At 67.9% G+C, this 24153-nt stretch carries 22 protein-coding genes and 1 tRNA gene; 9 read left to right on the plus strand and 14 right to left on the minus strand.

Annotation, left to right across the window (positions count from 1 at the left end; genetic code table 11):
* Positions 1 to 81: 81 nt before the first annotated feature.
* Complete coding sequence (locus ABE85_RS15945; RefSeq protein ID WP_067276587.1) at positions 82 to 417, plus strand: hypothetical protein; 336 nt, start codon at positions 82 to 84, stop codon at positions 415 to 417.
* A gap of 85 nt (positions 418 to 502) precedes the next feature.
* On the opposite strand, the gene ABE85_RS15950 is transcribed toward ABE85_RS15945, so the two are convergent.
* The 6 genes from ABE85_RS15950 to petA form a co-directional block, all read right to left on the minus strand.
* Positions 503 to 578 (minus strand) — tRNA-Thr (locus ABE85_RS15950).
* A 132-nt stretch (positions 579 to 710) separates the two neighbouring features.
* Entirely contained in the window at positions 711 to 1268 is a 558-nt protein-coding gene (locus tag ABE85_RS15955; RefSeq protein ID WP_067276589.1) for a ClpXP protease specificity-enhancing factor, read from the minus strand.
* 14 nt (positions 1269 to 1282) lie between these two features.
* Positions 1283 to 1900 (minus strand): glutathione S-transferase N-terminal domain-containing protein, encoded by a 618-nt coding sequence (locus ABE85_RS15960; RefSeq protein ID WP_067276593.1) that lies wholly within the window; start codon positions 1898 to 1900, stop codon positions 1283 to 1285.
* 166 nt (positions 1901 to 2066) lie between these two features.
* Positions 2067 to 2849 (minus strand): cytochrome c1, encoded by a 783-nt coding sequence (locus tag ABE85_RS15965; RefSeq protein ID WP_067276596.1) that lies wholly within the window; start codon positions 2847 to 2849, stop codon positions 2067 to 2069.
* Positions 2850 to 2875: 26 nt separating this feature from the next.
* The gene (locus ABE85_RS15970; protein WP_067276598.1) at positions 2876 to 4276 is read right to left on the minus strand and encodes a cytochrome bc complex cytochrome b subunit; all 1401 of its coding nucleotides are present in this window, start codon (positions 4274 to 4276) and stop codon (positions 2876 to 2878) included.
* A gap of 32 nt (positions 4277 to 4308) precedes the next feature.
* Positions 4309 to 4905: a ubiquinol-cytochrome c reductase iron-sulfur subunit gene (gene petA / locus ABE85_RS15975; RefSeq protein ID WP_067276601.1), complete on the minus strand. Its 597-nt coding sequence runs from the start codon at positions 4903 to 4905 to the stop codon at positions 4309 to 4311.
* Between the two features lie 221 nt (positions 4906 to 5126).
* Here petA and mscL point away from each other — a divergent pair, with 221 nt between their 5' ends.
* Positions 5127 to 5570 carry a large conductance mechanosensitive channel protein MscL gene (gene mscL, locus ABE85_RS15980; RefSeq protein ID WP_067276605.1) on the plus strand — a complete coding sequence of 148 codons (444 nt, stop codon included), beginning with the start codon at positions 5127 to 5129 and terminating at the stop codon, positions 5568 to 5570.
* Positions 5571 to 5687: 117 nt separating this feature from the next.
* Positions 5688 to 8105 (plus strand): DUF1631 family protein, encoded by a 2418-nt coding sequence (locus ABE85_RS15985; RefSeq protein WP_067276608.1) that lies wholly within the window; start codon positions 5688 to 5690, stop codon positions 8103 to 8105.
* Positions 8106 to 8130: 25 nt separating this feature from the next.
* On the opposite strand, the gene pdxA is transcribed toward ABE85_RS15985, so the two are convergent.
* Complete coding sequence (gene pdxA, locus ABE85_RS15990; RefSeq protein WP_067276611.1) at positions 8131 to 9159, minus strand: 4-hydroxythreonine-4-phosphate dehydrogenase PdxA; 1029 nt, start codon at positions 9157 to 9159, stop codon at positions 8131 to 8133.
* A complete protein-coding gene (locus tag ABE85_RS15995; RefSeq protein WP_067276614.1) occupies positions 9156 to 9908 on the minus strand; it encodes a Nif3-like dinuclear metal center hexameric protein in 753 nt (250 codons plus the stop codon). Before ABE85_RS15995 ends, pdxA begins: the two co-directional genes overlap by 4 nt.
* Positions 9909 to 9921: 13 nt before the next feature.
* Here ABE85_RS15995 and ABE85_RS16000 point away from each other — a divergent pair, with 13 nt between their 5' ends.
* The 5 genes from ABE85_RS16000 to ABE85_RS16020 all read left to right on the plus strand — a co-directional run bounded on the left by ABE85_RS16000 (position 9922) and on the right by ABE85_RS16020 (position 14706).
* Positions 9922 to 11082: a trypsin-like peptidase domain-containing protein gene (locus ABE85_RS16000; RefSeq protein WP_067276617.1), complete on the plus strand. Its 1161-nt coding sequence runs from the start codon at positions 9922 to 9924 to the stop codon at positions 11080 to 11082.
* A gap of 3 nt (positions 11083 to 11085) precedes the next feature.
* The gene (locus ABE85_RS16005) at positions 11086 to 11835 is read left to right on the plus strand and encodes a HesA/MoeB/ThiF family protein (protein ID WP_067276620.1); all 750 of its coding nucleotides are present in this window, start codon (positions 11086 to 11088) and stop codon (positions 11833 to 11835) included.
* A gap of 119 nt (positions 11836 to 11954) precedes the next feature.
* Positions 11955 to 12911, plus strand: a complete 957-nt coding sequence (locus ABE85_RS16010; protein ID WP_067276624.1) for an LOG family protein — start codon at positions 11955 to 11957, stop codon at positions 12909 to 12911.
* Positions 12912 to 12957: 46 nt separating this feature from the next.
* Positions 12958 to 13878, plus strand: a complete 921-nt coding sequence (rocF, locus tag ABE85_RS16015) for an arginase (protein ID WP_067276627.1) — start codon at positions 12958 to 12960, stop codon at positions 13876 to 13878.
* Positions 13879 to 14175: 297 nt separating this feature from the next.
* Positions 14176 to 14706, plus strand: coding sequence for a spore coat U domain-containing protein (locus ABE85_RS16020; RefSeq protein WP_067276630.1), 531 nt, complete (start codon positions 14176 to 14178; stop codon positions 14704 to 14706).
* Between the two features lie 83 nt (positions 14707 to 14789).
* On the opposite strand, the gene ABE85_RS16025 is transcribed toward ABE85_RS16020, so the two are convergent.
* Together ABE85_RS16025 and ABE85_RS16030 are read right to left on the minus strand one after the other, a co-directional pair.
* Positions 14790 to 15722, minus strand: coding sequence for a ketopantoate reductase family protein (locus ABE85_RS16025; protein ID WP_067276633.1), 933 nt, complete (start codon positions 15720 to 15722; stop codon positions 14790 to 14792).
* Between the two features lie 61 nt (positions 15723 to 15783).
* Complete coding sequence (locus ABE85_RS16030; RefSeq protein WP_157522525.1) at positions 15784 to 16668, minus strand: DUF429 domain-containing protein; 885 nt, start codon at positions 16666 to 16668, stop codon at positions 15784 to 15786.
* Positions 16669 to 16778: 110 nt separating this feature from the next.
* Between ABE85_RS16030 and ABE85_RS16035 the strand changes: the two genes are divergently transcribed.
* Positions 16779 to 18461, plus strand: coding sequence for a diguanylate cyclase (locus ABE85_RS16035; RefSeq protein WP_067276639.1), 1683 nt, complete (start codon positions 16779 to 16781; stop codon positions 18459 to 18461).
* A gap of 10 nt (positions 18462 to 18471) precedes the next feature.
* Here the strand turns inward: ABE85_RS16035 and ABE85_RS16040 are convergent, their stop codons facing one another.
* From ABE85_RS16040 to hutG, 4 genes are all read right to left on the minus strand, one after another.
* The gene (locus tag ABE85_RS16040) at positions 18472 to 20028 is read right to left on the minus strand and encodes a methyl-accepting chemotaxis protein (RefSeq protein WP_067276642.1); all 1557 of its coding nucleotides are present in this window, start codon (positions 20026 to 20028) and stop codon (positions 18472 to 18474) included.
* Positions 20029 to 20294: 266 nt separating this feature from the next.
* Positions 20295 to 21851: a methyl-accepting chemotaxis protein gene (locus ABE85_RS28775; RefSeq protein ID WP_067276646.1), complete on the minus strand. Its 1557-nt coding sequence runs from the start codon at positions 21849 to 21851 to the stop codon at positions 20295 to 20297.
* Between the two features lie 78 nt (positions 21852 to 21929).
* Positions 21930 to 23285: a formimidoylglutamate deiminase gene (gene hutF, locus ABE85_RS16050; protein ID WP_067276648.1), complete on the minus strand. Its 1356-nt coding sequence runs from the start codon at positions 23283 to 23285 to the stop codon at positions 21930 to 21932.
* Complete coding sequence (gene hutG / locus ABE85_RS16055; protein WP_067276651.1) at positions 23282 to 24106, minus strand: N-formylglutamate deformylase; 825 nt, start codon at positions 24104 to 24106, stop codon at positions 23282 to 23284. The genes hutF and hutG overlap by 4 nt, the downstream gene beginning before the upstream one ends.
* Positions 24107 to 24153 lie beyond the last annotated feature (47 nt).

Here is a 24153-nt window from a genome sequence, read left to right on the forward strand (position 1 = left end):
AGGCGAGACCGGGCGGCTGCCACGGCGCCGGACCGGCGGCGGAGTCCGGGTTTCCCAGCGGCGGGACTACACTGCCGGCCCATGGCCACCCGCTATCTGCCCCCTCGCGTCAAGCCCGACGCGCCCGATCCGCTGGACTTCGGCCGGGCCATGTCGCAGAACGGCATGCTGGCGCGCCTGGGCAACCAGCTGGCGCTGTCGCGGCGGCACCTGGCGGCGGTCAGCGTCGCGCTGCCGGGCGCGATGAAGCGCTTCGTCCAGGCCGGCACGCTCGACGAGCACGGCTGGACGCTGGTGGCCGACAACGCCGCCATCGCAGCCAAGCTGCGACACCTGCAGCCGACGCTGCTGCGCCTGCTGCGCGAGGAAGGCCTCCTCCTGGAAGGCGAGCTCCGCATCCGCGTCCGTCAGTCCTGATCCAGCCATCCAGGAAAGAACGAAGCCCCGCTCGCCGGTGGACGAAACGGGGCTTCGGAACAGACTCGCGCCTGTGTGTGTTCGATGGTGCCGGCTATCGGATTCGAACTGATGACCTACCGCTTACAAGGCGGTTGCTCTACCAACTGAGCTAAGCCGGCACAAGGAAAACTGGAGCGCCGCAGAAGCTGCGACGCGGGCTGCATTCTAGACGCAGCTTCGAGAGGTCTGGAGCAAAAAACCGCGCCTTCCCTCTGCACTCGCCCCCCCGCACTTGGACGGGGTTCAGACGATCACTTGATGCGCTTGAGCGCCGGGCGACCGCCCGACGGACCCGCGCCCGGATCGTCGTCGTCCGGCGGTGGTGGTGTCACCGCCGCCGGCGCGACCGGCTCCGGCCTGGACTCGCCTTGTGGCGCGCCGCCGACGCTGCCACCGCCGTTCGCATCCGACGCCAGCCGCAGACCTCGCGGCGCGCTCGGCGCCGGTTGGCGCGCGGCGGCATCTTCCGGAGTGGGCGGCGGGAAGGCCATGCCCTGGCCGTTCTCGCGCGCATAGATCGCGACCACGTGATCGACCGGCACGATGATCTCGCGCGCCACGCCACCGAACCGGGCCTTGAACTGGATCAGTTCATTGCCCAGGTCCAGGTTGCTGGTCGCGTCGAAACCGACGTTGAGCACGATCTCGTTGTTGCTCACGTACTCCATCGGCACCTGCACCGTGCGGTCCACATGCACCGCGACGTAGGGCGTGAACCCGTTGTCCGTGCACCACTCGTGCAGGGCGCGGATCAGGTACGGGCGTGTCGAGCTGGCGGCGAGACCGCCGCCGTCCTTGCTGTCATCCATGGGGAGCCAGTGTATTACTTGCGCATCACCTTCTCGGACGGCGTCAGCGCCTCGATGTAGGCCGGACGCGAGAAGATCCGCTCGGCGTACTTCAGCAGCGGCACGGCGTTCTTCGACATGTCGATGCCGTAGTAGTCCAGGCGCCACAGCAGCGGTGCGATCGCGACGTCCAGCATCGAGAAGTCGTCGCCCAGCATGTACTTGTTCTTCAGGAAGATGGGCGCCAGCTGCGTCAGGCGGTCGCGGATCTGCGAACGCGCCTTCTCCAGCTGCTTCTCGGTCGGCTTGACCGTCTGGCCGCGGTTCTCCAGCACGTTGACGTGGGCGAACAGTTCCTTCTCGAAGTTGAACAGGAACAGGCGCACGCGGGCACGGGCGACCGGGTCGCCGGGCATCAGCTGCGGATGCGGGAAGCGCTCGTCGATGTACTCGTTGATGATGTGCGACTCGTACAGGATGAGGTCGCGTTCCACGAGGATGGGCACCTCGTTGTACGGGTTCATCAGCGCGATGTCTTCGGGCTTGGCGAACAGGTCGACGTCACGGATCTCGAAGTCCATGCCCTTCTCGAACAGCACGAACCGGCAACGGTGCGAGTAGGGGCAAGTGGTTCCGGAATAAAGCACCATCATGGCAGTGGACTCCTGATCGAAGCCTCTCGGCTTCATCGATTTCTACAAACAACACAGTTCAACGCCGGCGCGGTCAAAGACCGAACAGACAAACGACAACGCAGTGGGGGCCTGTTCGGCGCCCCACTGCGCTTGAGGACCCGGCCTTCGGCCGAGTCATCGGTTCTTACTTGATGTCCTTCCAGAAGGAGGCATTCAAGCGCCAGGCGAACACGGTGAACCCCAGCAGGAACAGCACCACGATGATCCCGAGCCGGAAACGCGTCCCCTGCGCCGGCTCGCCCATCCACTGGAGATAGGCGACCAGGTCGGCAACGGACTCGTCGTATTGCTGCGGTGTCATCATCCCGGGCGTCACCTGTACGAAGTCCTTGAAGACATGCGTGACCTTGGCCGGGTCATGCGGGTCCTTTTCTTCTTCGAACCTGGCGGTGCGGACGCCCTGGAGCTCCCACAGCACATGCGGCATGGCAACGCTGGGGAAAGCGAGATTATTCCATCCCGTGGCCTTGGTTTCGTCGCGGTAGTATTTTCTGAGGTAGGTATAGAGGTAATCCGCCCCTGTTCCCTTGGCCCCGTCGGCCCGCGAACGGGCGATCACGGTGAGGTCCGGCGGCAGCGCGCCGAACCATTCCTTGGCCTGTTTCGGGTCCAGCGAGACCTTCATCGTCTCGCCGACCTTGTCGCCGGCGAACAGCAGGTTGCCCTTGATCTGCTCGTCGGTCAGGCCGATGTCCTTCAGCCGGTTGTAGCGCATGAAGCTCGCGCTGTGGCAGTTCAGACAGTAGTTGACGAAGATCTTGGCGCCGTGCTGCAGCGCGGCCAGATCGTTCATCTTCGACGTCGGGAAACGGTCCCACTCGATGCCGCCCTCAGACGCGAGCGCCGTCGACGTCAGTCCCGCGCCCAGGCACAGCGACGTCAGCAGCGTGGCGATGATTTTCTTCATTCGTTCGACTCCGTGACGTTGGCGGTTCAGTGCGGGTGAAACGTGACGCGATCGGGGACTGGCTTGAAGGTGCCAGCCTTGCTCCACCACGGCATCAGCAGGAAGAAGCCGAAGTAGTACAGCGTGCCGATCTGCGACACGATCGTTCCCGCATCGGACGGCGGCTTGACGCCCAGGTAGCCCAGCACGAGGAAGAGCAGCACGAAGATGCCGTAGAGGTATTTGTGCCAGTCGGGCCGGTAGCGGATCGACTTGACCGGGCTGTGGTCCAGCCAGGGCAGGAAGAACAGGATGATGACCGCGCCACCCATGACGACGACACCCCAGAACTTCGCGTCGAAAGTCAGCAGCAGCGCGATGCCGACCACCGCCCCGACCACCACGATGCCCTTGCCCAGTACCGACAGCCCACCGCGCAGCAGTGTGATGACCGCCGACAGTGCGATCACGCCGCACAGCACCTGGACCATGATGTCGGTGGTGGCCCGCAGCATCGAATAGAACGGCGTGAAGTACCAGACCGGCGCGATGTGCGGCGGCGTCTTCAGCGGGTCGGCCGGGATGAAGTTGTTGTACTCCAGGAAGTAGCCGCCCAGTTCAGGCGCGAAGAAGATCACCGCCGAGAAGGCCATCAGGAAGAGGCCGACGCCGAAGATGTCGTGCACCGTGTAGTACGGGTGGAACGGGATGCCGTCGAGCGGCAGACCGTCCGCGCCCTTCTTCGCCTTGATCTCGACACCGTCCGGGTTGTTCGACCCCACCTCGTGCAACGCGATGATGTGCGCGACCACCAGTCCCAGCAGCACCAGCGGCACCGCGATGACGTGGAAGCTGAAGAAGCGGTTCAGCGTCGCGTCCCCGACCACGTAGTCACCGCGGATCAGCAGCGCCAGGTCGTTGCCGACGAAGGGCACCGCGGCGAACAGGTTCACGATCACCTGCGCGCCCCAGTAGGACATCTGGCCCCACGGCAGCAGGTAGCCCATGAAGGCCTCGGCCATCAGGCACAGGAAGATCGCGCAGCCGAAGATCCACACCAGTTCGCGCGGCTTGCGGTACGAGCCGTACAGCAGCCCGCGGAACATGTGCAGGTAGACGACGACGAAGAACGCCGACGCGCCCGTCGAGTGCATGTAGCGGATCAGCCATCCCCAGGGGACGTCCCGCATGATGTATTCGACCGACGCGAACGCGAGCGTCGAGTCCGGCTTGTAGTGCATCACCAGGAAGATCCCGGTGACGATCTGGATCACCAGCACCAGCAGCGCCAGCGAGCCGAAGATGTACCACCAGTTGAAGTTCTTCGGAGCGTAGTACTCCGACATGTGCTCCTTGTAGAGCTTGGACGCGGGGAACCGGTTGTCCACCCAGGTCATGAGCTTGACGCCCAAGGGGGCTCCGGCGGGTGCTTCCTTGAATTCAGCCATGTGTTGTCTGCCTCGGTCCTGTTCCTGGGGAGTTAGGCCTTCTTGTCTTCACCGATCAACAGCCGGGTGTCGGACAGGAACGCATAAGGCGGCACCTCGAGGTTGTCGGGCGCGGGCTTGTTCTTGAAGACGCGACCGGCCATGTCGAAGGTCGAGCCATGGCAGGGGCAGAGGAAGCCGCCATGCCAGTTGTCCGGCAGCGAGGGCTGCGGGCCGGTCTGGAACTTCTCGCTGGGCGAGCAGCCGAGATGGCTGCAGATGCCGACGACGACCAGGTACTCCGGCTTGAGCGAGCGCCATTCGTTCTTGGCGTACTCCGGAATGGGAAAGGCCTTGCGATCGGACTGCGGGTCGGCGAGTTCCGGATCGTTGCCCTTGAGCGCGTCGAGCTGCTCCTTGGTCCGGCGGACGATCCAGACCGGCTTGCCGCGCCACTCGACGGTCAGCTTCTGACCGGGGGCGAGGCCGCCGATGTCCACCTCGACGGCGGCACCGGCCGCCTTGGCGCGCTCACTCGGAGCGAAGGTACTGACGAACGGGACGGCGGTGGCCACGCCGCCTACTGCTCCCGCGCAACCGGTCGCAATCAGCCAGGTGCGCTTGCCTTGGTCCACTTGTGGGTCACTCATGAGGGTCCTTACAGGGAACTTCTGATCAGGGGCAACCAAAGATTCTAGGTAAGAAACTTCTTGTCCGCCCCTAGGCGCTCTACCGATGTGCATCGGTGCACCACGTTGACATTTGTCGTGGTGCAAACGCCGTTAGGATGCTTGCCCGGAGGCGAAGCACGCCCCCGGGAAAGCGCTTGGTAGTTGGCGCCTTCGCACACGTGGAGCACAAGGAGCAAGCGATGGGTTTTTTGACCGAATTCCGTGAGTTCGCCGTCAAGGGCAACGTGATGGACCTCGCCGTGGGCGTGATCATCGGCGCCGCCTTCGGCAAGATCGTCGACTCGGTGGTCAAGGACCTGATCATGCCGATCGTCGGCAAGGCGGTCGGCGGACTGGACTTCAGCAGCTACTTCGTCATGCTGTCGGACCCGCCGGCCAACTACGCGGGGCCCATGACCTACGAGGCCCTGACCAAGGCCGGCGTGCCGCTCTTCGCCTACGGCAACTTCCTGACGGTGCTGCTGAACTTCATCATCCTGGCCTTCATCATCTTCATCATGGTGAAGCAGGTGAACCGTCTGAAACGCGACACCCCTGCCGCCCCGGCAGAACCCGCCGCGACGCCGGAAGACATCCAGCTGCTGCGCGAGATCCGCGATGCGCTGAGGCGTGACAAAGCGTAAATCTGCGCTCAAAGAGCACCTTTTGCGCACAAGCCGGGTGAGTCCCACCCGGACGAGGGATGGCCATCGCCGATACTTGGCGTGTGGTGCGGTCACCACAATGTGCCTGATGCCTTGATGAACCGTCTGAACCCCCACGTCGACGCGGCGCTCCAGCGCGTGCGCCTCGCGGCGGAACAAGCCGCCGAACGCGGCGCTGAAGGTCTGGGTCTTGCCGCCCTGTCCTCTGGACAGGCCAAGCGGCGGGACGCGCTGTTGTCCGCGCAATTCATTTTCCGCAAGCACCAGGCACTGTTCTCGCAGCGCTTCGACCAGTCCATGCGCCAGCAGGCCGCCGAAGCGCCGAGCGCCGGAAGTGCTTCGCCCGGCAATGCACGTGCCGCGCCCAAGGCGACACAGTGGGACGAGCTGTCCCTGATGGATGACGATCAGGTCAACACGCTGGTCGCGACGGATCGCATCGGCTTGGCGCTGGGTCATCAGAGCGAGTGGGAACTGCGGGAGGTCAACTCCTACATGGGCGACATCCCCGGCGTGGACGAGGACCGCCACCCGCTGCGTCCGCAAGCTGTCGCCCAGGCGCTGATCGAGGCCGTGAACGCGGTGACGGACGATCCGGACACGCGCCAGGTCTTGACCGACGAACTCACCCGCGCGCTGGCGCTGGAGATGCGCGCCTGCTACGCCGACGTCGCCGGACTGTTCCGCAGCCGCGGCCTGCGTCCGCAGGACCTGCGCGTGCGCGCGGTGGCGGGCGCCACGCGGGGTCAGTCCTTGCACGGCGGCACGACATCCGGGGTGCCGCTGCACGACAGCCGCTACGCCACCCTGCCCGGCGCCCTGCACCCGGCCGTCCACGGCGGCCGTGCCGGCGGACCGCACAGCGTGGCCGGCGGATTCCACGGCGGCAGCCCTGACGGCTACGCGACGACCGGTGGCGGCCCTGCCGGTGGGGGCATGGGCGGCTGGTCCGTCGATCCGCAGTTGATGGACCTCATGCGGCGGCTGGCGATGAGCCCCTCCGTCGGCATGCCCTCGACCGGCAGCGGCGGACTGCCCATGAACAGCCAATGGCAGGGCTGGGACGGCGATCCCGGCAGCTATGTCGAAGGCGGACCGATCGTCCTGCCGCCCAACCTGATCCACCTGCACCGCGACGAACTGCGGCAGGCGGCCAGCGGCTCGCTCGATCACATGGTGATCGACGTCGTCGCCGGCCTGTTCGACCAGATCCTGTCCGACGCCAAGCTGCCGCCGCTGATGGCGCAGCAGATCGCGCGCCTGCAGCTGCCGGTGCTGCGCGCGGCGTTGGGGGACCGCTCCTTCTTCTCTTCCCGCCGGCACCCGGTGCGACGGCTGGTCAATCGCATCGCGACGCTGGCCGCGGCCTACGACGACTTCACCGACGAGCCCGGCAAGTCTTTCCTGACCCTGGTGCGCGAGCTGATCCAGGACGTCGTCAGCGGCGACTTCGATCGCATGGAGCTGTACGAGTCCAAGCTGGGCCAGCTCGAACAGTTCATCCAGGACCAGACCGCCGAGACGCTGAAATCGCAAGGCGACACGGCCGCGCTGCTGGAGCGCAAGGAGACCGAGCTCCGCCTGCAGCGCCGCTACATGCAGCAGCTGCAGCAGGCGATGTCCAGCGTGGACATGCGCGATTTCCTGCGCGATTTCCTCACCCAGACCTGGAGCGAGGTCCTGGTTCACGCCTCGCGTCATCCGGACCTGGACGCGGCGCTGGTCGAGCGGCTGCGCAACATGGGTCGCGACCTGGTGCTGTCGGTCCAGCCGAAGACGACGCCCCAGCAGCGACAGGGCTTCCTGGCGGCGCTGCCGGTGCTGATGCGCACGCTCAACGAAGGCCTGGACCTGGTCCGCTGGCCCGAGCCGGATCGCAAGAAGTTCTTCGCCGAACTGCTGCCGGCGCACGCTGACTCGCTGAAGGGCCAGGCCCTCAGCCCGCTCGAATACAACCTGCTGGCCAAGCAGCTGGAGTCCGTCTTCGGCATGGCGCCCCCGCGCGAACAGGACCTGCCGGCGGCCAGCGCCGCGCCGCTGGACCTGGACCTGAGCGAGAAGCTCTCCGACGAGGAAGCCAAACGGCTCGGGCTGATGGAGGACGCGCACGTCGACTGGGACGGTCATGTCGACATCGACCTCGACCTCGGCGCCGACGAACACCAGCCGCTGCTGGCGGTGGACATCAGCATCGACGGGCTGCCCGCCGCCGAGGAAGCCCCCTCCCCGCCCTCGGGCGAGCTGTTGATCGATCACCTGCAGATCGGCACGGCCTACCGGATGCACCGCGACGGCGACTGGATCAAGGTGCGGCTCGCCCACATCAGCGCCACGCGCAGCTTCTTCATCTTCACCCACGGGACGAAGCATCAGGAGACGCTGACGATGACCTCGCGCATGCTGCACAAGCTCTGCGAGGTGGGGCGCTTGCGCGCCTACGAACACGCGCATCTGCTGGAGCGCGCCACGGCGCGGGCTCGCCAGCAGCTGGCCGCGCTCGGCGCCAAGCATTGACGCCGGGCCGGCGCCTGCCGGCCGATCAGCCCGCCAGCACGCGGGCCATGCGGATCGCCGCGGACATGCTCGACGGGTCCGCCTTGCCCGTTCCGGCGATGTCGAATGCGGTGCCGTGATCGGGGCTGGTCCGCACCAGCGGCAGGCCCAGCGTCACGTTGACGCCCTCTTCCACACCGAGGTACTTCACCGGGATCAGCCCCTGGTCATGGGTCATCGCGACGACCACGTCGAACTCGCCTGGATGCTGAGGCGGCGCATGGCGCGCCCGCATGAATACGGTGTCCGGCGCAAACGGCCCGCGCGCGTCGATGCCCAGCGTTCGCGCCTGCTCGATCGCCGGCGCGATGTGCTCGATCTCCTCGCCGCCGAACAATCCGCCCTCGCCCGCGTGCGGATTCAGGCCCGCCACGGCGATGCGCGGCGCGGCGATGCCGGCACGACGCAGCGCGGCGTCGGCGATGCGAAGTGTCTGCAGCACACGGCCGGTCGTGATCTGGTCGACCGCCTGACGCAGCGCCACGTGGATGGTCACCAGCACGACGCGAAGTTCCTCGTTGGCCAGCATCATGCGCACCGGCGGCAGCCGGCCATCCGCGTCGGCACACAACGCCTGCAGCAGCTCGGTATGACCCGGATGGTCGATACCGCCGGCATGCAGGGCCTCCTTGTGGATGGGCGCAGTCACGAGCGCCCGCGATCGACCCGCCCGTTGCTCCTGCGTCGCGGCGACGATGCAGCGGGCTGCCGCAGCGCCTGCGGCAGCGCTGACCTGACCCAATGGCTGCGCGAGCAAGTCCTGCGGCAGGCCCGGCGGCTGCCACACCGGCAGGCAATCGGGCGGTGCCGGATCGTCGGCGTGCTCGAGCAGCGCCACCGGCAGGCGCAGACCCATGAAACGCAGCGCGCGCCGGAACACGTCGACATCACCGACAAGGCGCAGGTCGGCCCCGCGGTCCTGCGCCCATGCCGCGACGGCGATCTCCGGGCCGATGCCGCAAGCGTCGCCCATCGTCAGCAGCAGCGGACGGGAACTCTCGATGACAGTGCTCATGCCGGATTCGAGATGTCGATGAAACGGTACTGCAGGCCCAGCTGTTCGGCCACCTGACGGCCCAGCGCCTGCACGCCATAGCGTTCGGTCGCGTGGTGGCCGGCGGCGATGAAAGCCACACCGGTCTCGGCCGCGTAGTGCGCCTGCGGCTCGGAAATCTCACCGGTGATGAACACGTCCGCGCCCGCGGCGATCGCCGCCTCGAAGTAGCCCTGCGCCCCGCCCGTGCACCAGGCGACGCGCTTGAGCGGACGACCATCGCCAGCGGCCTGGATCGTCGCGCGCCCGAGCCGCTGCTCGACATGACTCCCCAGCGCCTCCAACGACTCGTACGTCGCCGGCAGCGCGCCGATGCAGCCCAGATCCTGCTCGCCGAAGCGTCCCTCCGCGGCCCAGCCCAGATGTTTCGCGAGTTGCGCGTTGTTGCCGAGTTCCGGATGTGCGTCCAGCGGCAGGTGGTAGGCGAACAGGTTGACCTCGTTCGTCAGCAGTCGCGCCAGCCGCTGCTTCATCCAGCCGGTGACCCGACCGTCCTGACCACGCCAGAACAGCCCGTGGTGGACGAGGATCGCATCGGCCCCGGACTCGATGGCGGCGTCGATCAGCGCGAGACTCGCCGTGACCCCGCACACCAGTTGCCGGATCTGGTCGCGGCCCTCGACCTGAAGACCGTTCGGCCCATAATCCTTGAAACGCGTGGGCTCCAGCGTGGCGGCGAGCAGCCGCTCCAGCTCCGTGCGATGTGCCATGACAGGATCTCTCTTGCGTCAAACCTGGCTGATTTTCTCCCAGGCCACCACGGTGGCGCTGGCCGGTTATTTCGTCGTATCGACGCTCAAGCCCGAATGGTTGCACGAGGCGCCCAAGATCGTGCCCACGCTGCCGGCCGCCGCGGGTGCGCCGCCTCGTGCGTCCGTCCAGTTCAGCTTCGCCGCGGCGGCGCAGGCGGCATCGCCGGCGGTCGTCGCGGTGCTGGCCAACAAGCCGGCGCCCAGCCAGCGCGAGATCGACGCCGACCCCTGGCTCCGTTTCCACTTCGGCAAGCGCCCGCAGCAGCAGCGGCCGCAGATGGGTCTGGGGTCGGGCGTGATCGTCTCGCCTGAAGGCTATGTGCTGACCAACAACCATGTCGTCGCCGGCGCGACCGAGATCCGCGTGCAGCTCGCCGACGGCCGCGACACGCCGGCGCGGCTGGTCGGCACCGATCCGGAAACCGACCTGGCCGTCCTGCGCATCACGCTGCCGGCGCCGCTGCCGGTGATCCACCCCGGCAAGGCCGACCAGTTGCAAGTCGGCGACGTGGTGCTCGCCATAGGCAATCCGTTCAACGTCGGCCAGACGGTCACCTCCGGCATCATCAGCGCGCTGGGCCGCACGCAACTCGGCTTGAGCACCTTCGAGAACTTCATCCAGACCGACGCCGCGATCAACCCCGGCAACTCCGGCGGCGCGCTCGTCGACGTGCAGGGAAGGCTGGTCGGCATCAACACGGCGATCTACTCGCGCACCGGCGGGGGCAGTCTGGGCATCGGCTTCGCGATCCCGGTGGACTCGGCCTACCAGGTGCTGGAAGCGCTGGTGAAGGACGGCAAGGTCTCGCGCGGCTGGCTGGGCGTGATCACCGGCGACATCAACGCCGAGGTCGTCGAGACGCTGAAGCTGTCGGTCGAACACGGCGTGCTGGTCAAGGAAGTCTTCAAGGCGAGCCCGGCGGCCAAGGCCGGGCTGGAAGCCGGCGACGTCGTCACCGAGGTGGCGGGGCAGCCGGTGCGCTCTCCGCGCGAACTCGTCAACGTCGTCGCGGCGCTGAAACCGGAGAGCCAGACACTGATCACGGTGCAGCGCGGCAAGGACGCGCTGAAGCTCCCGCTGCAGGTCGGCCTGCGGCAGCCGCAGACGACCGATGACGCCGTGCCGGAATGATCCATGGATGACGACCAACTGCTGCGCTACTCGCGCCACATCCTGCTGGATGACATCGGCGTCGAGGGCCAGCAACGCCTGCTGGACGCGCACGCGCTGGTGATCGGCGCGGGCGGGCTGGGATCGCCCGCGGCGCTGTTCCTGGGAACGGCGGGCGTCGGCCGCATCACGCTGGTGGATCACGACCGCGTCGACGTGACCAATCTCCAGCGCCAGATCGCCCACAGCCTCGCGCGCGTGAACCAGCCCAAGTCCGAATCGGCCGCCGCGGGCATCGCGGCGATCAATCCGGAGCCTCGCGTCCGGGCCATCACCGAGCGGGCCGACGCGGCGCTGCTCGACGAACTGGTGCCGCTGGCCGACGTCGTGCTCGACTGCACCGACAACTTCCCTACGCGCCACCTCGTCAACGCCGCCTGCGTGAAGCACGGCAAGCCGCTGGTGTCGGGCGCGGCCTTGGGCTTCGATGCGCAGCTGAGCGTCTACGACAGCCGCGATCGCGCCTTCCCCTGCTACGCCTGCCTGTTCCCCGCGGACCAGCCGCCCGAGGAGCAGCGCTGCGCGGTGATGGGCGTGTTCGCGCCGCTGGTCGGCATCATCGGCAGCATGCAGACGGCCGAGGCCCTGAAGCTGCTGACGGGCATGGGCTCGACCTTGCCGGGCCGACTGCTGATGCTGGACGCGCGCCGCATGGAATGGACCGACCTGCAGGTCGCCCGCGACCCGCGCTGCCCCTGCTGCGGCACGACCTGACCCCGCGCTGGAAGCGACCCTGACCGCGCGCAACAAACCAACGCCCGGGACGGCGACCGGCCAGGCCGAACGAACGGAAATTAAGTGGCAACGCCCGTAAGCTTTCGGGCCAACGAATCATGATCAGAAGCGACAAACTCACCGCCCGCAACTTCCCTTCCGCCCAGGAGGAAGCCCAACAGCAGGCCGCCTTCGACGCGGCCTTCGACGCCAATCCGCCAGCCGCCTATCAGCTCGCGTTCACCGACACGGACTTCCTGGTCCGGCCGGAACTGCGCCCGGTGCGCATGCAGCTGGAACTGCTGAAGCCCGAGCTGATCCAGCAGGAACTCAACATCCAGTCGACAGTGGTGATCTTCGGCAGCGCACGCATCGCCGACCGCGAGTCGGCGCAAGCGGCCGTTGATGCGGCCCGCGCGGCGAAGGACGAAGCCGCGGTGCAACGCGCCGAGCGCCGTCTGGTGATGAGCGGCTACTACGAGGAAGCGCGCAAATTCGCGCGGCTGGTCACCGAGACGACCAAGGACTTCGCGCACCCGCTGTACGTCGTCACCGGCGGCGGGCCGGGCATCATGGAGGCGGGCAACCGCGGCGCGCACGAAGCCGGCGGCCGCAGCATCGGCCTGAACATCGTGCTGCCGCATGAACAGCGTCCGAACCAGTACATCACTCCGGAGCTCTGCTTCCGCTTCCACTACTTCGGGCTGCGCAAGATGCACTTCCTGATGCGATCGGTGGCGCTGGCGGCGTTCCCGGGCGGCTACGGGACGCTGGACGAGCTCTTCGAGACCCTGACGCTGATCCAGACCGGCAAGTGCCGCCGGCGTCCTATCCTGTTGTTCGGACGCGATTTCTGGTCGCGCCTGATCGACTTCGAGCTGCTGATCGACACCGGCATGATCAGCCCGGGCGACGAGCAGCTCTTCCACTATGTTGAAACCGCCGACGAGGCCTGGGCGCTGCTGATGAAGGAATACGACATCGGCGGCACCACCAATGGCTCGAGCGGCACCAACGGCACCAACGGCACGAACGGCCATCCGGGGACCGGCGCGGTCCCGGCCGGCGGCACCTGATCCCGCCCCCCCGCGGGGGCTTCCAGCAAGCAAGAGAGGTTCGACCATGACCGCAGCACGACACGTGAGCCTGATCGGCGCCCCGACCGACGTCGGGGCCGGCGCCCGAGGCGCCAGCATGGGACCGGAGGCCCTGCGGGTCGCCGGGCTCGCCGAGGCGCTGCGGGCGCACGGCGTCGAGGTCAAGGACTGCGGCAATCTGGTCGGCCCCTCCAATCCCTGGCAGCCGCCGACGGCGGGTTACCGCCACCTCGACGAAGTCACGGCGTGGAATCGAGCGGTGCACGACGCGGTCTACGCCGAGCTCAACGGCGGTCGCATGTCCGTCCTGCTCGGCGGCGACCACTGCCTGGGACTGGGATCGATCGCCGCGGTGGCCCACCACTGTCGCGACACCGGCAAGAAGCTGCGCGTGCTGTGGCTGGACGCGCATGCCGACTTCAACACCAGCAAGCTCACGCCCAGCGGCAACATCCATGGCATGCCGGTCGCGTGCCTGTGTGGCTACGGTCCGCAGGAGCTGATCGAGATCGGTGGCAAGGTCCCGGCGATCGACCCGAAATGGATCCGCCAGATCGGCATCCGCAGCGTCGACGAGGGCGAGAAACGCTTCGTGCACGAGGTCGGTCTCGAAGTCTTCGACATGCGCTACATCGACGAGATGGGCATGCGTCACACGATGGAGCTGGCGCTGGCGACGATGGACGCCAACACCCACCTGCATGTGAGCTTCGACGTCGACTTCCTCGATCCGGATGTGGCGCCCGGCGTCGGCACCACGATCCCCGGCGGACCGACCTACCGCGAAGCCCAGCTGTGCATGGAAATGATCGCGGACACGGGTCGGCTGGGATCGCTGGACATCATGGAGCTCAACCCGGCGCTGGACGTCCGCAACAAGACGGCGCTGGTGGCGGTGGATCTGGTGGAATCGCTGTTCGGCAAGTCCACGCTGATGCGCAAGTGAGGCAGAAGTCACGCGAGCAGGGGACGCCCCACTCGTGACCTTGTTCACGTGCGCGACTTTGGATCACTACCCGACAGCGATGGTTGCGATACCAATCAAAATCGGGCGTACTCCTCCCCAGTTGGGGGGAACTCTCTAGGCCGATGCCCACGATCCGTGAAGTGGCTCACGGAGCGAAACTGACAAAATCGTGTCCAATTGATACCCAGGGACGGCAAAGAGGCCCGACATCGGAGTGCATCGCGCCGACGTCATTGCAGCCCGCCGACACCTGCGATGCACGAATAGAACCCAACCATGTTGTCTCGTCAGTTGTCTTCAGTTCTCTCGCGAACGTTGGCCATCGCCGCGGCCATCGTTGGCTCCGTCGCCGCCAGTCACGCCGCCACGCCGACGACCTCGTCGGGCACCTTCCAGGTCGGCGCCACGATCCTGGTCGCCTGCAACGTCACCGGCAGCACGCTGACCTTCGGCGGATCGATCGATCCCCTGCAGACGCCGGGTCCGGTGGACGCCTCGACGGCGCTCAACGTCACCTGCACGAAGACCACGCCGTACAGCGTCGCGCTGAGCGCCGGTGCCAACGCGGGCAATGCATCGGCCTTCGGATCACGTGTGATGAAGAGCGGCAACAACAACCTGCCGTACCAGCTGTACCTCGACGCGGGCCGCACCCAGGTCTGGGGCGACGGCAACAGCAGCGGCGTCTACAGCGGTACCGGCACCGGCAGCCAGCAGCAGTTGACCGTCTACGGCCGGCTCCCGTCGCTGAACGGCATCGTGCCCGGCAACTATGCCGACACGGTCACGCTGACCATCACCTACTGAGCCGCGACCGCTGGTCGCGCGCCCCCTTCGAAGCCGGGCCAGCCCCGGCTTCTTCACGTCCAGACCACGCCTGTCCGGCGCTCTCAATCCCGGCTGAGTTCCGCGAGTCGCACCAGCGTGTGCAGCACGCGGTTGGCGGGCGTGGGCACCCCCAGCGCCTCGCCACGGCGGACCAGGAAGCCGTTGAGGTGGTCGATCTCGGTCCGCTTGCCGCGGCTCATGTCCTGTGCGGTCGACGAGAACTGACCCGGCATGGTCTCGGCGATCTTCCGAACGGCCTGGCGGACATCCCCCACCAGCGTGACGCCATCCGCCTCGGCCACCGCGAGCCCCTCGTCGACGAGCTGGTCCATCACCGTCCAGACGCCCTCTCCCTTCACCAGCTCTCCGTAAGGCTGCTGCGCCAGCGCGGACAGCGCGTTGTACGCGCAGTTGATCAGCAGCTTGGACCACAGCGCGCCACGCACGTTGTCCGAGACCTCGGTGGGCACGCCCGCCGCGATCAGCGCCTGCGCGATCCGATCCGCACCGGGCGCCGGCTCGATGACTAGTTCTCCTCGCCCGTGATGCTTCACGTGGCCGGGGCCGGCCATCTCCGTGGCCACGTAGACCACGGCCGCCGACACGGGCTGTGACACCGTGTCGCGCAGTCGCTCGGCGTTGTCGACACCGTTCTGCATCGACAGCAGCAGTGTGTCCGCACCGATGTACGGCGCAAGCGCCTGCGCGGCGGACACCGTGTCGGTGGACTTGACACAGAACAGCACGACCTGTGCGCCGCGCGCGGCGGACGGTTCGGTATCGGCACGCAGGCGGACCTGCTCGTCGAACATCCGCGTCTCCATGCGCAGGCCGCGATCGCGGATCGCCTCCACATGACTCGCACGGCCGATCAGCGTCACATCGTGCCCGGCGCGGGCCAGCATGCCGCCAAAGAAACAACCCACTGCGCCGGCGCCCATCACGGCGATCTGAAGCGTGGCCAGCGGGGCCGGGGTGTCATCGATGCGGGTCATGGTGTCATCCTCATTGTTCGACGTTGAAGAAAGGGAGAGCGGACCGGCGCGGCGCGGCGCGTCAGGCGCAAACGATCCAGCCCTCGAGCGGATCCATGTCGGCGGGCAGGCCGTAATCGGGTCGCACGTCGGCCCAGGCTGCCTGCATCAGGCACAGCACCGCGTCGAGCTTGTCACCGCTGCCGTCATCGGCGATCTCGTCCCGCTGTGCGTGGCTGAGCTTCAACCGCAGGCCCAGCCGGCTGCGGCCCTGTTCGAGCGCCTCGATCAGGTCCTTGCGGGCGATGAAACGGTCAGGCGTCTGCTTGGCCCGATCGTCGCTCTTGTAGCTGCGGGTGCCGATCAATTCACGCGCCAGCAGGCCCGGATAGGCCTCCAGCGCCACGCGCGTCTCGTCGCCGGCATGGAGCCCTGGCAGGTGCACGCCCGCCCGCACCAGACGCGGCACGCCAGCGTGCAGCATGTAGGCGACAGGAGGATTCACCCACTTCATGCTGGGCGACGACCCCGCCGGACCGTCGCAGGCGCGATGCGCGAATTTGCCGCCCACCGGCCGAGCGTCGCAGAACGCGGCGAAGGTGTCCCGGATCTCGGCGCGCGACAGGCTCGCGTAATACGCGATCAACGGCGCCCACTCGGTAGGCCAACCCAGGGTATCGATGAGCTCGCGCGGCAGACCGAACGGCAGGTCGAAGCCGCCCAGCCAGGGGCCGGGTTCCCCGAGCCAGGTCTCGAAGTCCTCCAGCGTCGGGATCGCCACCTGGCGCTCCAGCTTCAGGACGCTCCCTTGCCGACGACCGATGGCCAGACGGATCGGCTTGCGAGCCGTCGGGGCGCTGGTGAAGTCGACACCCACCAGCGCGCGATCCACCGATGCCGCCGCCTGAACCGGAGACGGCTCGATGATGCGACGGAATGCGGCAGGCGCTTTCGAGACTTTTGGCATGCCCGCGACTGTATCCATCGTCCACTGGGGCGAGCCGCCATTGACGTGCGCTATGCGGCGGCGAATGCTGTGCCGTCAAGGTCGACAACATCGACGCAGGAGAGTCCGCCTTGTTCCAACGCGAACTGGCCCGAGCCCAGCATCTGAGCCGCCGCGGCGCCTACCGCGACGCCACCGATGCGCTGGAGCTGTCCCTGGTGGCCGCCGACACGGTGCGCGACCGGGCACGGGCGCTGATCCTCATCGCCCACAACCTGCCGCGACAAGGCGACCTGCAGGGGGCGCTGCGGCGCGCGAGCGAGGCTGCGGCGCTGGTCCGGCTGATCGACGGCGACGACCAGGACACCTGGACGGCCGAGGCGCTCACCGAGCTCTGCTACGTCTACGCGCAGTTCCAGATGGGCCGGGACGCGATGCAGGCCGGCTGGCAGGCCCTGGCCGCCGCCCGGCGCGCCGAGGACGCCGCACGCGAAGCCTGGGCGCTGAACCGGCTGGCCGTGGCCTTCGCGGTCTCGGACCAGGTCGAACAGGCCTGCCAGCAGACCCTGCAGGCCTTGGAGATCGCCCAGCAGCAGGCGCCGGGCGAGCGCGAACTGCTGCTCTCCTGCCTGAACAACCTCGCGCACTTCTGGCTGCAGGCGCATGCCGAAGCGATCCGCGACGAGGACCGGACCGCCTCCGCCGAGGCGCTCGCGCAGGCCGAGCCCTACGCGGTGCGGGCCGCGACGCTGGTGCGTGAGGAAGGCAATCCGTTCCTGGTCGTCGTCTCGCTGTCCAACCTGGTCGAGCTGCAGCTCGGGACCGGCGCGATCGACGAAGCGCTCCAGATCGCCGATGAATACGAACGTCTGGCCCAACGCCACGGCTATGCGGGCATGGTGCTGCAGGCACGGGCGCAGCGGGCGTTGCTGCAGCTCAAGCGCGACGACTCCGCCGGCGCGCAGGACGCGTTGCCCGCGCTCGAGACGCTCCAGGACCTGGTGGGCCAGCAGGCGCCGCAATCCCTGCCCGCCCGTCTGCGGCGGCAGCTGACGCTGGCGATCTATCGCGGCTACAAGCTCCGCGGCGACGCGGTGCGGGCGCTGGCGGCGCACGAACAGCTGACCGCGCTGGAACGCCAGTCGGCGCGCAGCGCCATGGCCTTGCAGACCGAGGCGATGCTCATCCGGCAGGAGTTCCAGCAGGCGCAGGCGCGCGCCGAACATGCCATGCAGGACGCGCGGCGCGAGCGCGAGCGCGCAGACCTGGCGGAGCAGGAACAGCAGCGCCTGCGAAGGCAGGCGGCGGAGCTTGGCCGCATGGCGCATGAAGACGCGCTGACGGGCCTCAACAACCGCCGGCATGCGGAGTTCGCGCTGCCCCTGCTGCTGGAGCGCGCCAGGCAGGAAGACAAGCCCATCTCGTTGGGCCTGCTGGACATCGACCATTTCAAGCAGGTCAACGATGCCTTCGGGCACGGCGTGGGCGACCAGGCGCTGCAGAAGGTCGCGCAGGTGCTGCGTCGTCAGCTGCGCAGCGCGGACCTCCTGGCGAGGGTCGGCGGCGAGGAGTTCATGCTGGTCTTCGTCGGCGTTCCGCCCGAGCGCGCACAGGACATCTGCGAGCGGCTGCGCGCCGCGATCGCCAGCCACGACTGGGGCGACATCGTGGAAGGCCTGAAGGTCACCGTCTCCATCGGCCTGGCCGCGGGCGCACCGCCCGCGAAACCCTCGCTCCTTGTCGAGACGGCCGATCTGGCGCTCTATGCCGCGAAGCACGCGGGGCGCAACCGCGTGCAGTTCATGGCCTGCTGAGCCGGTCGCGTCAGTGGAGCTTGAAGACCGCGACCGATTGCGCCAACGCATCGGCCTGATGCTGAAGGCTCTGCGCGGCGGCGGCGGACTCCTCGACGAGCGCGGCGTTCTGCTGCGTCATCTGATCCAGCTGCGAGATGGCCGAGCCGATCTGGTTGATGCCGCCGCTCTGCTCGGCGGTCGCATGGCTGATCTCGGCCACGATGCGCGACACGCGAGAGATCGAATCGGAGATCTCGTTGATCGTCTGACCGGCGCGCTCGACGAGCGCGGCGCCACTGGAGACGCTCTCGCCGCTCGCGGTGATCAGTTGCTTGATCTCCTTCGCGGCCTCGGCGCTGCGCTGCGCGAGCGATCGCACCTCGCTCGCCACAACCGCGAAACCGCGACCCTGTTCGCCCGCGCGCGCGGCTTCCACCGCCGCGTTCAGCGCCAGGATGTTGGTCTGGAACGCGATGCCGTCGATCGTGCCGATGATGTCGCCGATGCGCGCCGACGAGCTGCTGATCTTTCCCATCGTCTGCACGACCTCGCCCACCACGCTCACGCCGCGCACGGCGACGTCGGCGGCCTGCTCGGCCAGCGCCTTCGCCTCGCCGGCGGAGGCCGCGTTGTGCTGCACGCTGGACGTCAGCTGACCCATCGCCGACGCGGTGGCCTGCAGATTGGACGCGGCCTGCTCGGTCCGCTGGCTCAGGTCGTGCGCGCCGGCGGCGACTTCGCGCGATGCCGTGGCGATGCTGTCGGTGGCGCTGCGCACGCCGCTGACGACGTCGCGGATCGAGGCCTGCATGCCTTGCACGCCGCGCGCCATCGCGGCGGTCTCGTCGGAGCCTTCCGCCTCGACGGGTTGGCTCAGGTCCTTGCGGGCGATGCGTTCGGTGGTGCGCACGGCCTGCGCGAGCGGGGCCAGGATGGATCGGATGTTCAGCACGGTCAGCAGCGCGATCAACGCCACGCCCACCGCCATCACGACGCCGAGCACGCCGCGCACGCTCGCTTCGCGCGTGCCGAGGCGCTCCACCTCGTCCTGGCCGTGCTGCAGGATTGCCTTCGTCATCTCGGCGACGCCACTGTCCATCGCCTGCACGGGCGCCTTGATGGTGTCGGTGGAGCGGTTCGCCTCGGCGGCATCGACGAAGTCGGCGTTGAGGATGCGTTTGGCGATGTCGTCGACGCCGGCCTTGTAGGCCTCGAGCGACTGCTTGAGCTTGGGCGGCAGGCCGCGGATCTCGGGGCTGATCTCGAGCGTGGACAGCGTATCGAGCGAGCGGATCACGCCGGCGTAGGTCTTCTGCCAATCGGCTTGTGCCTGCTTGACGGTGCCGTCGTCGCCGATGTTGATGAGCATGTCCTTCTCGAAGCGGCGCAGGTTGCCGATGCCGGCGCGGACTTCGGAGAGTTGTGTCAGCGCGCCCACGTCCTGCGCGACGTACTGCTGGAAGTCGGACCGGGAACTGCTCATGGCCCAGAGTCCGGCGCCGCCGATGAGCAGGAGTGCGAGGACGGACAGGAGACCCAGACCCAGCAGACGGGTCCGGATCGAGTAGTTGCGCAGCGACTGCATGTTTTCCCAACGAGATGGATCGATGGGAAAAGACTAGCAGTCGCCATGCCAGCGCCCGACGACGCGGCACTCTAAACCTCGTCGACCGTGGACTCCTCCCGCACCGATGTCACGAACGAAGACCTCCGAAGCCCCCCCGAAGTCCTCGGTAGCAAAACCGCGGAAGTACGACAACGATGGGGGACGGCTGTGCTTGGGGTTTTGCCGCTAGCCGGCAAGGCCCCATGCACTGGCGGCCAACGCCCTGATCGTCGAAGGAGGCGTATTCAGCCGAGCTTGAACACCGCCACCGATTGAGACAGCGCATCCGCCTGATGTTGAAGGCTTTGAGCCGCCGCGGCGGACTCTTCGACGAGTGCCGCGTTCTGCTGCGTCATCTGGTCGAGCTGCGAGATGGCCGAGCCGATCTGGTTGATCCCGCCGCTCTGTTCGGTGGTGGCGTGGCTGATCTCGGCCACGATGCGCGACACGCGGGTGATCGAATCGGAGATCTCGTTCATCGTCTGTCCCGCGCGTTCGACGAGCGCGGCGCCGCTGGACACGCTCTCGCCGCTGGCGGTGATGAGCTGCTTGATCTCCTTGGCCGCTTCGGCGCTGCGCTGCGCCAGCGAGCGCACCTCGCTGGCGACGACCGCGAAGCCTCGGCCCTGCTCGCCCGCGCGGGCGGCTTCGACGGCTGCGTTCAGCGCCAGGATGTTGGTCTGGAAGGCGATCCCGTCGATGGTGCCGATGATGTCGCCGATGCGCGCGGACGAGGCGCTGATCTTTCCCATCGTCTGGACGACTTCCCCGACCACGTTGACGCCGCGCCCTGCGGCGCCGGCCGCCTCTTCGGCCAGCGCGTTGGCCTGGCGCGCCGAGTCCGCGTTGTGCTGCACGCTCGCGGTGAGCTCTTCCATCGCCGACGCGGTCTCCTCGAGGTTGGAGGCCGCCTGCTCGGTCCGGTAGCTGAGGTCGTGCGCCCCGGCTGCGACCTCGCGCGACGCCGTCGCGATGCTGTCGGTGGCGCTGCGCACGCCGCTGACCACGTCGCGGATCGAGGTCTGCATCCCCTGCACGCCGCGCATCATCGCCGCGGTCTCATCGGTGCCGAGCACGTCCAGGCGTTCGCTCAGGTCCTGGCGCGCGATGCGCTCGGTCGTGCTGACCGCCTGCGCCAGCGGCGTCAGGATGGACGCGATGTTGAAGAAGGTGAAGGTGCCGATCACCAGCACGCCCACGAGCATCACGCCGCCCAGCGCCATCCGGACCCGGTGCTCTTCCGCGTCGATGCGCTGCACCTCCTGGTTGCCGCGTTCCATGATCGCCTTCGTCATGGACCCGAGCTGCTTGTCCATCTCGCGGACCGGCCCCTTGATGGGCTCGGTCTGCCGGTTGGCCTCGGCGGAATCGACGAACTCCTGCTTCAGGATGCGCTCGACGATGCCGTCGAGTCCGCTGCGGTAACTGCCCAGCGAGGCCTTCATCGCCGGCGGCATCGACTTGATCTCCGGAAGGATGTCGAGCTGGCCGATGGCGTCCAGGCTCTTGTTGACGCCCTCGAAGGCCTTGCGCCATTCTTCCTGGTAGCGCCTCACGGCGCCGTCGTCGCCGATGTTGATCAGCATGTCCTTCTCGTAGCGACGCAGGTTGCCGACGCCCGCGCGGATCTCGGAAAGCTGCACCAGCGATTCGACGTCCTGCTTCACGTAGTGCTCGAAATCCTGCTTGGTGCGGGTCATCGCCCACAACCCATCGCCACCGATCAGCAGCATCGCGAACACCGACAACAGGCCGAGCGCCATGAGGCGCGTCCGGATCGTGAAGTTACGCATGGACCACATGGCATTCCCAACTTTGTAGAAGGAGTGGGAAAAGCCTAGCAGCCGGCGTGCCAGCCGGACATCCTGCGGAAACGGGGGTCAGCGCCAGAGCGCGTTCATCGTCGCGACGAAGTCATCACGGCGGCCGGCATCGTCGATCACGCGCTGCCTGCCGGCGACATAGACCTCGCGCCAGGTCGGCCCCTGGCTGGCGAAGACCAGGCCGTCCAGCAGCGCGGCGTCCGGCAGTCCGGCCAGACCGCTCGCGGCCGTGTCGAGCACCAGGAAGTCTGCGCGCGCACCAGCCAGCAAGCCCCAAGCGGGCAAACCCGCCGCACGCGCGCTGCCCGCGATGCAGGCCTCGAACAGCCGCGCCGCCGTCGACGGCTGCCGCCCCGGCCGCGCCGCCACGTTGCGCCGTTGCAGGCCGAGGCGTTGGCCGTACTCCAGCCAGCGCAGTTCCTCCACCCAGCCGCGCGTGACCTGGCTGTCCGAGCCCACGGTCAGCGGCACTTCCGCGGCGAGCCAGCCCGGCAGGTCCGCCAGTCCGTCGCCGAGGTTGCCTTCCGTGCCCGGGCAGATCACCACGCCCGCGCCGCTCGCGGCGATGCGTGCGATCTCTTCGCGCGTGCTGTGCGTCGCGTGCACGAGGTGCCAGCGCGGATCCAGCCCGTAGTCGGCCAGCAGGTCGATCGGCCGCTTGCCCGTCGCCGCCATGCAGTCGTCGACCTCCTGCTGCTGCTCGGCGACGTGCACGTGGATGGGGATGTCCGCGTCGCCGACGAGCGCCTGCAAGGCCCGCACGTCCTCGGCATGCGCAGCACGCAAGGAGTGCACGGCCACGCCGGCGCGCACCAGCGGCAGGCCCGCCGCGTTGATGCGCTCGCAGGCGCGCCAGACCCACTCGGCATCGGTGCGGAAGCGTCGCTGCGTGTCCCGCAGCCCCTTCTGCGCGAAGCCCGCATGCGCGTACAGCACCGGCAGCAGCGTCAGACCGATGCCGGTCTCCTGCGCCGCCTCAGCGAGCGCCATCGCCATCGCAAGCTCGTCCTCGTACGGCGTCCCGTCTTCGCGGTGATGCAGGTAGTGGAACTCGCAGACCTGCGTGTAGCCGCCGGCCAGCAGCTCCGTGTAGAGCTGCGCGGCGATGGTCTTCAACTGCGCCGGTGTCACGCGCAGCGCGACGCCGTACATGCGGTCGCGCCACGACCAGAAGTCGTCGCTGTCGCTGTCGCGCTGCTCGGACAGACCGGCGAACGCGCGTTGGAACGCATGGCTGTGCGCGTCGACCAGCGTCGGCATCACCGGCCCGCCCAGGCGGACGGCCTCCGCCGGGGCCGGCGTGCCGGCGACGAGTTCAGCCCAATGCCCATCGGCCGCGACGCGCATCAGCACGTCCGCCTGCCAGCGCCCGTCCAGCCACGCCAACGGCGCGTGGAAGATCGTCGGGCTCATGCGGCGTTCCGCGTCGGATTGGCCAGCAGATAGGCCTGCAGCAGCGTCGTCAGCACCGGCCGGACGCTCTCGACGCAGGCCGCGTCCAGCTCATACCCGGTGAAGCCCAGGTCGTTCTCGACCATGTAGCAGCGATAGCACATCTCCAGTTGCACGGCCTGCTGGCCGAGCTCCGGCCGGCCGTACTGGCGCGTGATGTAGCCGCCCTTGAAGCGCCCGTCGACCACCCAGCTGAAGCGGTCCTGCGCCTGCAGCGCGATCTCCATCGCCTGGCGCGTGACCTGCTTGCAGGACTTGCCCTCGACGGTGCCGATGTTCAGGTCAGGCAGCCGGCCCTCGAAGAGCCAGGGCAGTTCCGAGCGGATGCTGTGCGCCTCGAACAGCAGTGCGAAGCCGTGCTCCTGGCGCAGCCGCTGAAGCTCGCCCTGAAGCGCCTGGTGGTACGGCGCCCAGTAGGTCTCGATGCGGCGCTGCTTCTCGTCGGCGTCGGGCGCGAGGCCGTCCTTGTAGAGCGGCTCGCCGGTGAAGAAGCGCGTCGGGCACAGCTCGGTGTTGGACGCGCCCGGGTACATCGGCGTGTCCTCGGGCGGACGGTTCAGGTCGATCAGGTAGCGCGAGAAGCGCGGTACCAGCAGCCCGGCGCCGAGTTCCTCGGCGATCGGGGCGTACAGCGGCTCGAGGTGCCAGTCCGTGTCCTCGCTGCCGAGCGCGCGCTCGACGTAGCGGTGATGCTGGTCGGCCGGGATCTCGCGGCCCACGTGCGGCATGCTGATCAGCAGCGGGGTGCGGCCGCGCCGCAGCTCAAAGACGTCGTGCTTCATCGCTCGTTCCTCTTGTCTCCAGGAGGCGGCGGCGGGCGCGTGCGGCC

The organism is Mitsuaria sp. 7 (assembly GCF_001653795.1).
GTDB lineage: Bacteria > Pseudomonadota > Gammaproteobacteria > Burkholderiales > Burkholderiaceae_C > Roseateles.

What these genes read in the sequence shown, in the direction of transcription:
- ABE85_RS15945 (WP_067276587.1), top strand. Translation starts at nt 82, where the DNA reads ATGGCCACCCGCTATCTGCCCCCTCGCGTCAAGCCCGACGCGCCCGAT.
- ABE85_RS15955 (WP_067276589.1), bottom strand. Translation starts at nt 1,268, where the DNA reads ATGGATGACAGCAAGGACGGCGGCGGTCTCGCCGCCAGCTCGACACGC.
- ABE85_RS15960 (WP_067276593.1), bottom strand. Translation starts at nt 1,900, where the DNA reads ATGATGGTGCTTTATTCCGGAACCACTTGCCCCTACTCGCACCGTTGC.
- ABE85_RS15965 (WP_067276596.1), bottom strand. Translation starts at nt 2,849, where the DNA reads ATGAAGAAAATCATCGCCACGCTGCTGACGTCGCTGTGCCTGGGCGCG.
- ABE85_RS15970 (WP_067276598.1), bottom strand. Translation starts at nt 4,276, where the DNA reads ATGGCTGAATTCAAGGAAGCACCCGCCGGAGCCCCCTTGGGCGTCAAG.
- petA (WP_067276601.1), bottom strand. Translation starts at nt 4,905, where the DNA reads ATGAGTGACCCACAAGTGGACCAAGGCAAGCGCACCTGGCTGATTGCG.
- mscL (WP_067276605.1), top strand. Translation starts at nt 5,127, where the DNA reads ATGGGTTTTTTGACCGAATTCCGTGAGTTCGCCGTCAAGGGCAACGTG.
- ABE85_RS15985 (WP_067276608.1), top strand. Translation starts at nt 5,688, where the DNA reads ATGAACCGTCTGAACCCCCACGTCGACGCGGCGCTCCAGCGCGTGCGC.
- pdxA (WP_067276611.1), bottom strand. Translation starts at nt 9,159, where the DNA reads ATGAGCACTGTCATCGAGAGTTCCCGTCCGCTGCTGCTGACGATGGGC.
- ABE85_RS15995 (WP_067276614.1), bottom strand. Translation starts at nt 9,908, where the DNA reads ATGGCACATCGCACGGAGCTGGAGCGGCTGCTCGCCGCCACGCTGGAG.
- ABE85_RS16005 (WP_067276620.1), top strand. Translation starts at nt 11,086, where the DNA reads ATGGATGACGACCAACTGCTGCGCTACTCGCGCCACATCCTGCTGGAT.
- ABE85_RS16010 (WP_067276624.1), top strand. Translation starts at nt 11,955, where the DNA reads ATGATCAGAAGCGACAAACTCACCGCCCGCAACTTCCCTTCCGCCCAG.
- rocF (WP_067276627.1), top strand. Translation starts at nt 12,958, where the DNA reads ATGACCGCAGCACGACACGTGAGCCTGATCGGCGCCCCGACCGACGTC.
- ABE85_RS16020 (WP_067276630.1), top strand. Translation starts at nt 14,176, where the DNA reads ATGTTGTCTCGTCAGTTGTCTTCAGTTCTCTCGCGAACGTTGGCCATC.
- ABE85_RS16025 (WP_067276633.1), bottom strand. Translation starts at nt 15,722, where the DNA reads ATGACCCGCATCGATGACACCCCGGCCCCGCTGGCCACGCTTCAGATC.
- ABE85_RS16030 (WP_157522525.1), bottom strand. Translation starts at nt 16,668, where the DNA reads ATGCCAAAAGTCTCGAAAGCGCCTGCCGCATTCCGTCGCATCATCGAG.
- ABE85_RS16040 (WP_067276642.1), bottom strand. Translation starts at nt 20,028, where the DNA reads ATGCAGTCGCTGCGCAACTACTCGATCCGGACCCGTCTGCTGGGTCTG.
- ABE85_RS28775 (WP_067276646.1), bottom strand. Translation starts at nt 21,851, where the DNA reads ATGTGGTCCATGCGTAACTTCACGATCCGGACGCGCCTCATGGCGCTC.
- hutF (WP_067276648.1), bottom strand. Translation starts at nt 23,285, where the DNA reads ATGAGCCCGACGATCTTCCACGCGCCGTTGGCGTGGCTGGACGGGCGC.
- hutG (WP_067276651.1), bottom strand. Translation starts at nt 24,106, where the DNA reads ATGAAGCACGACGTCTTTGAGCTGCGGCGCGGCCGCACCCCGCTGCTG.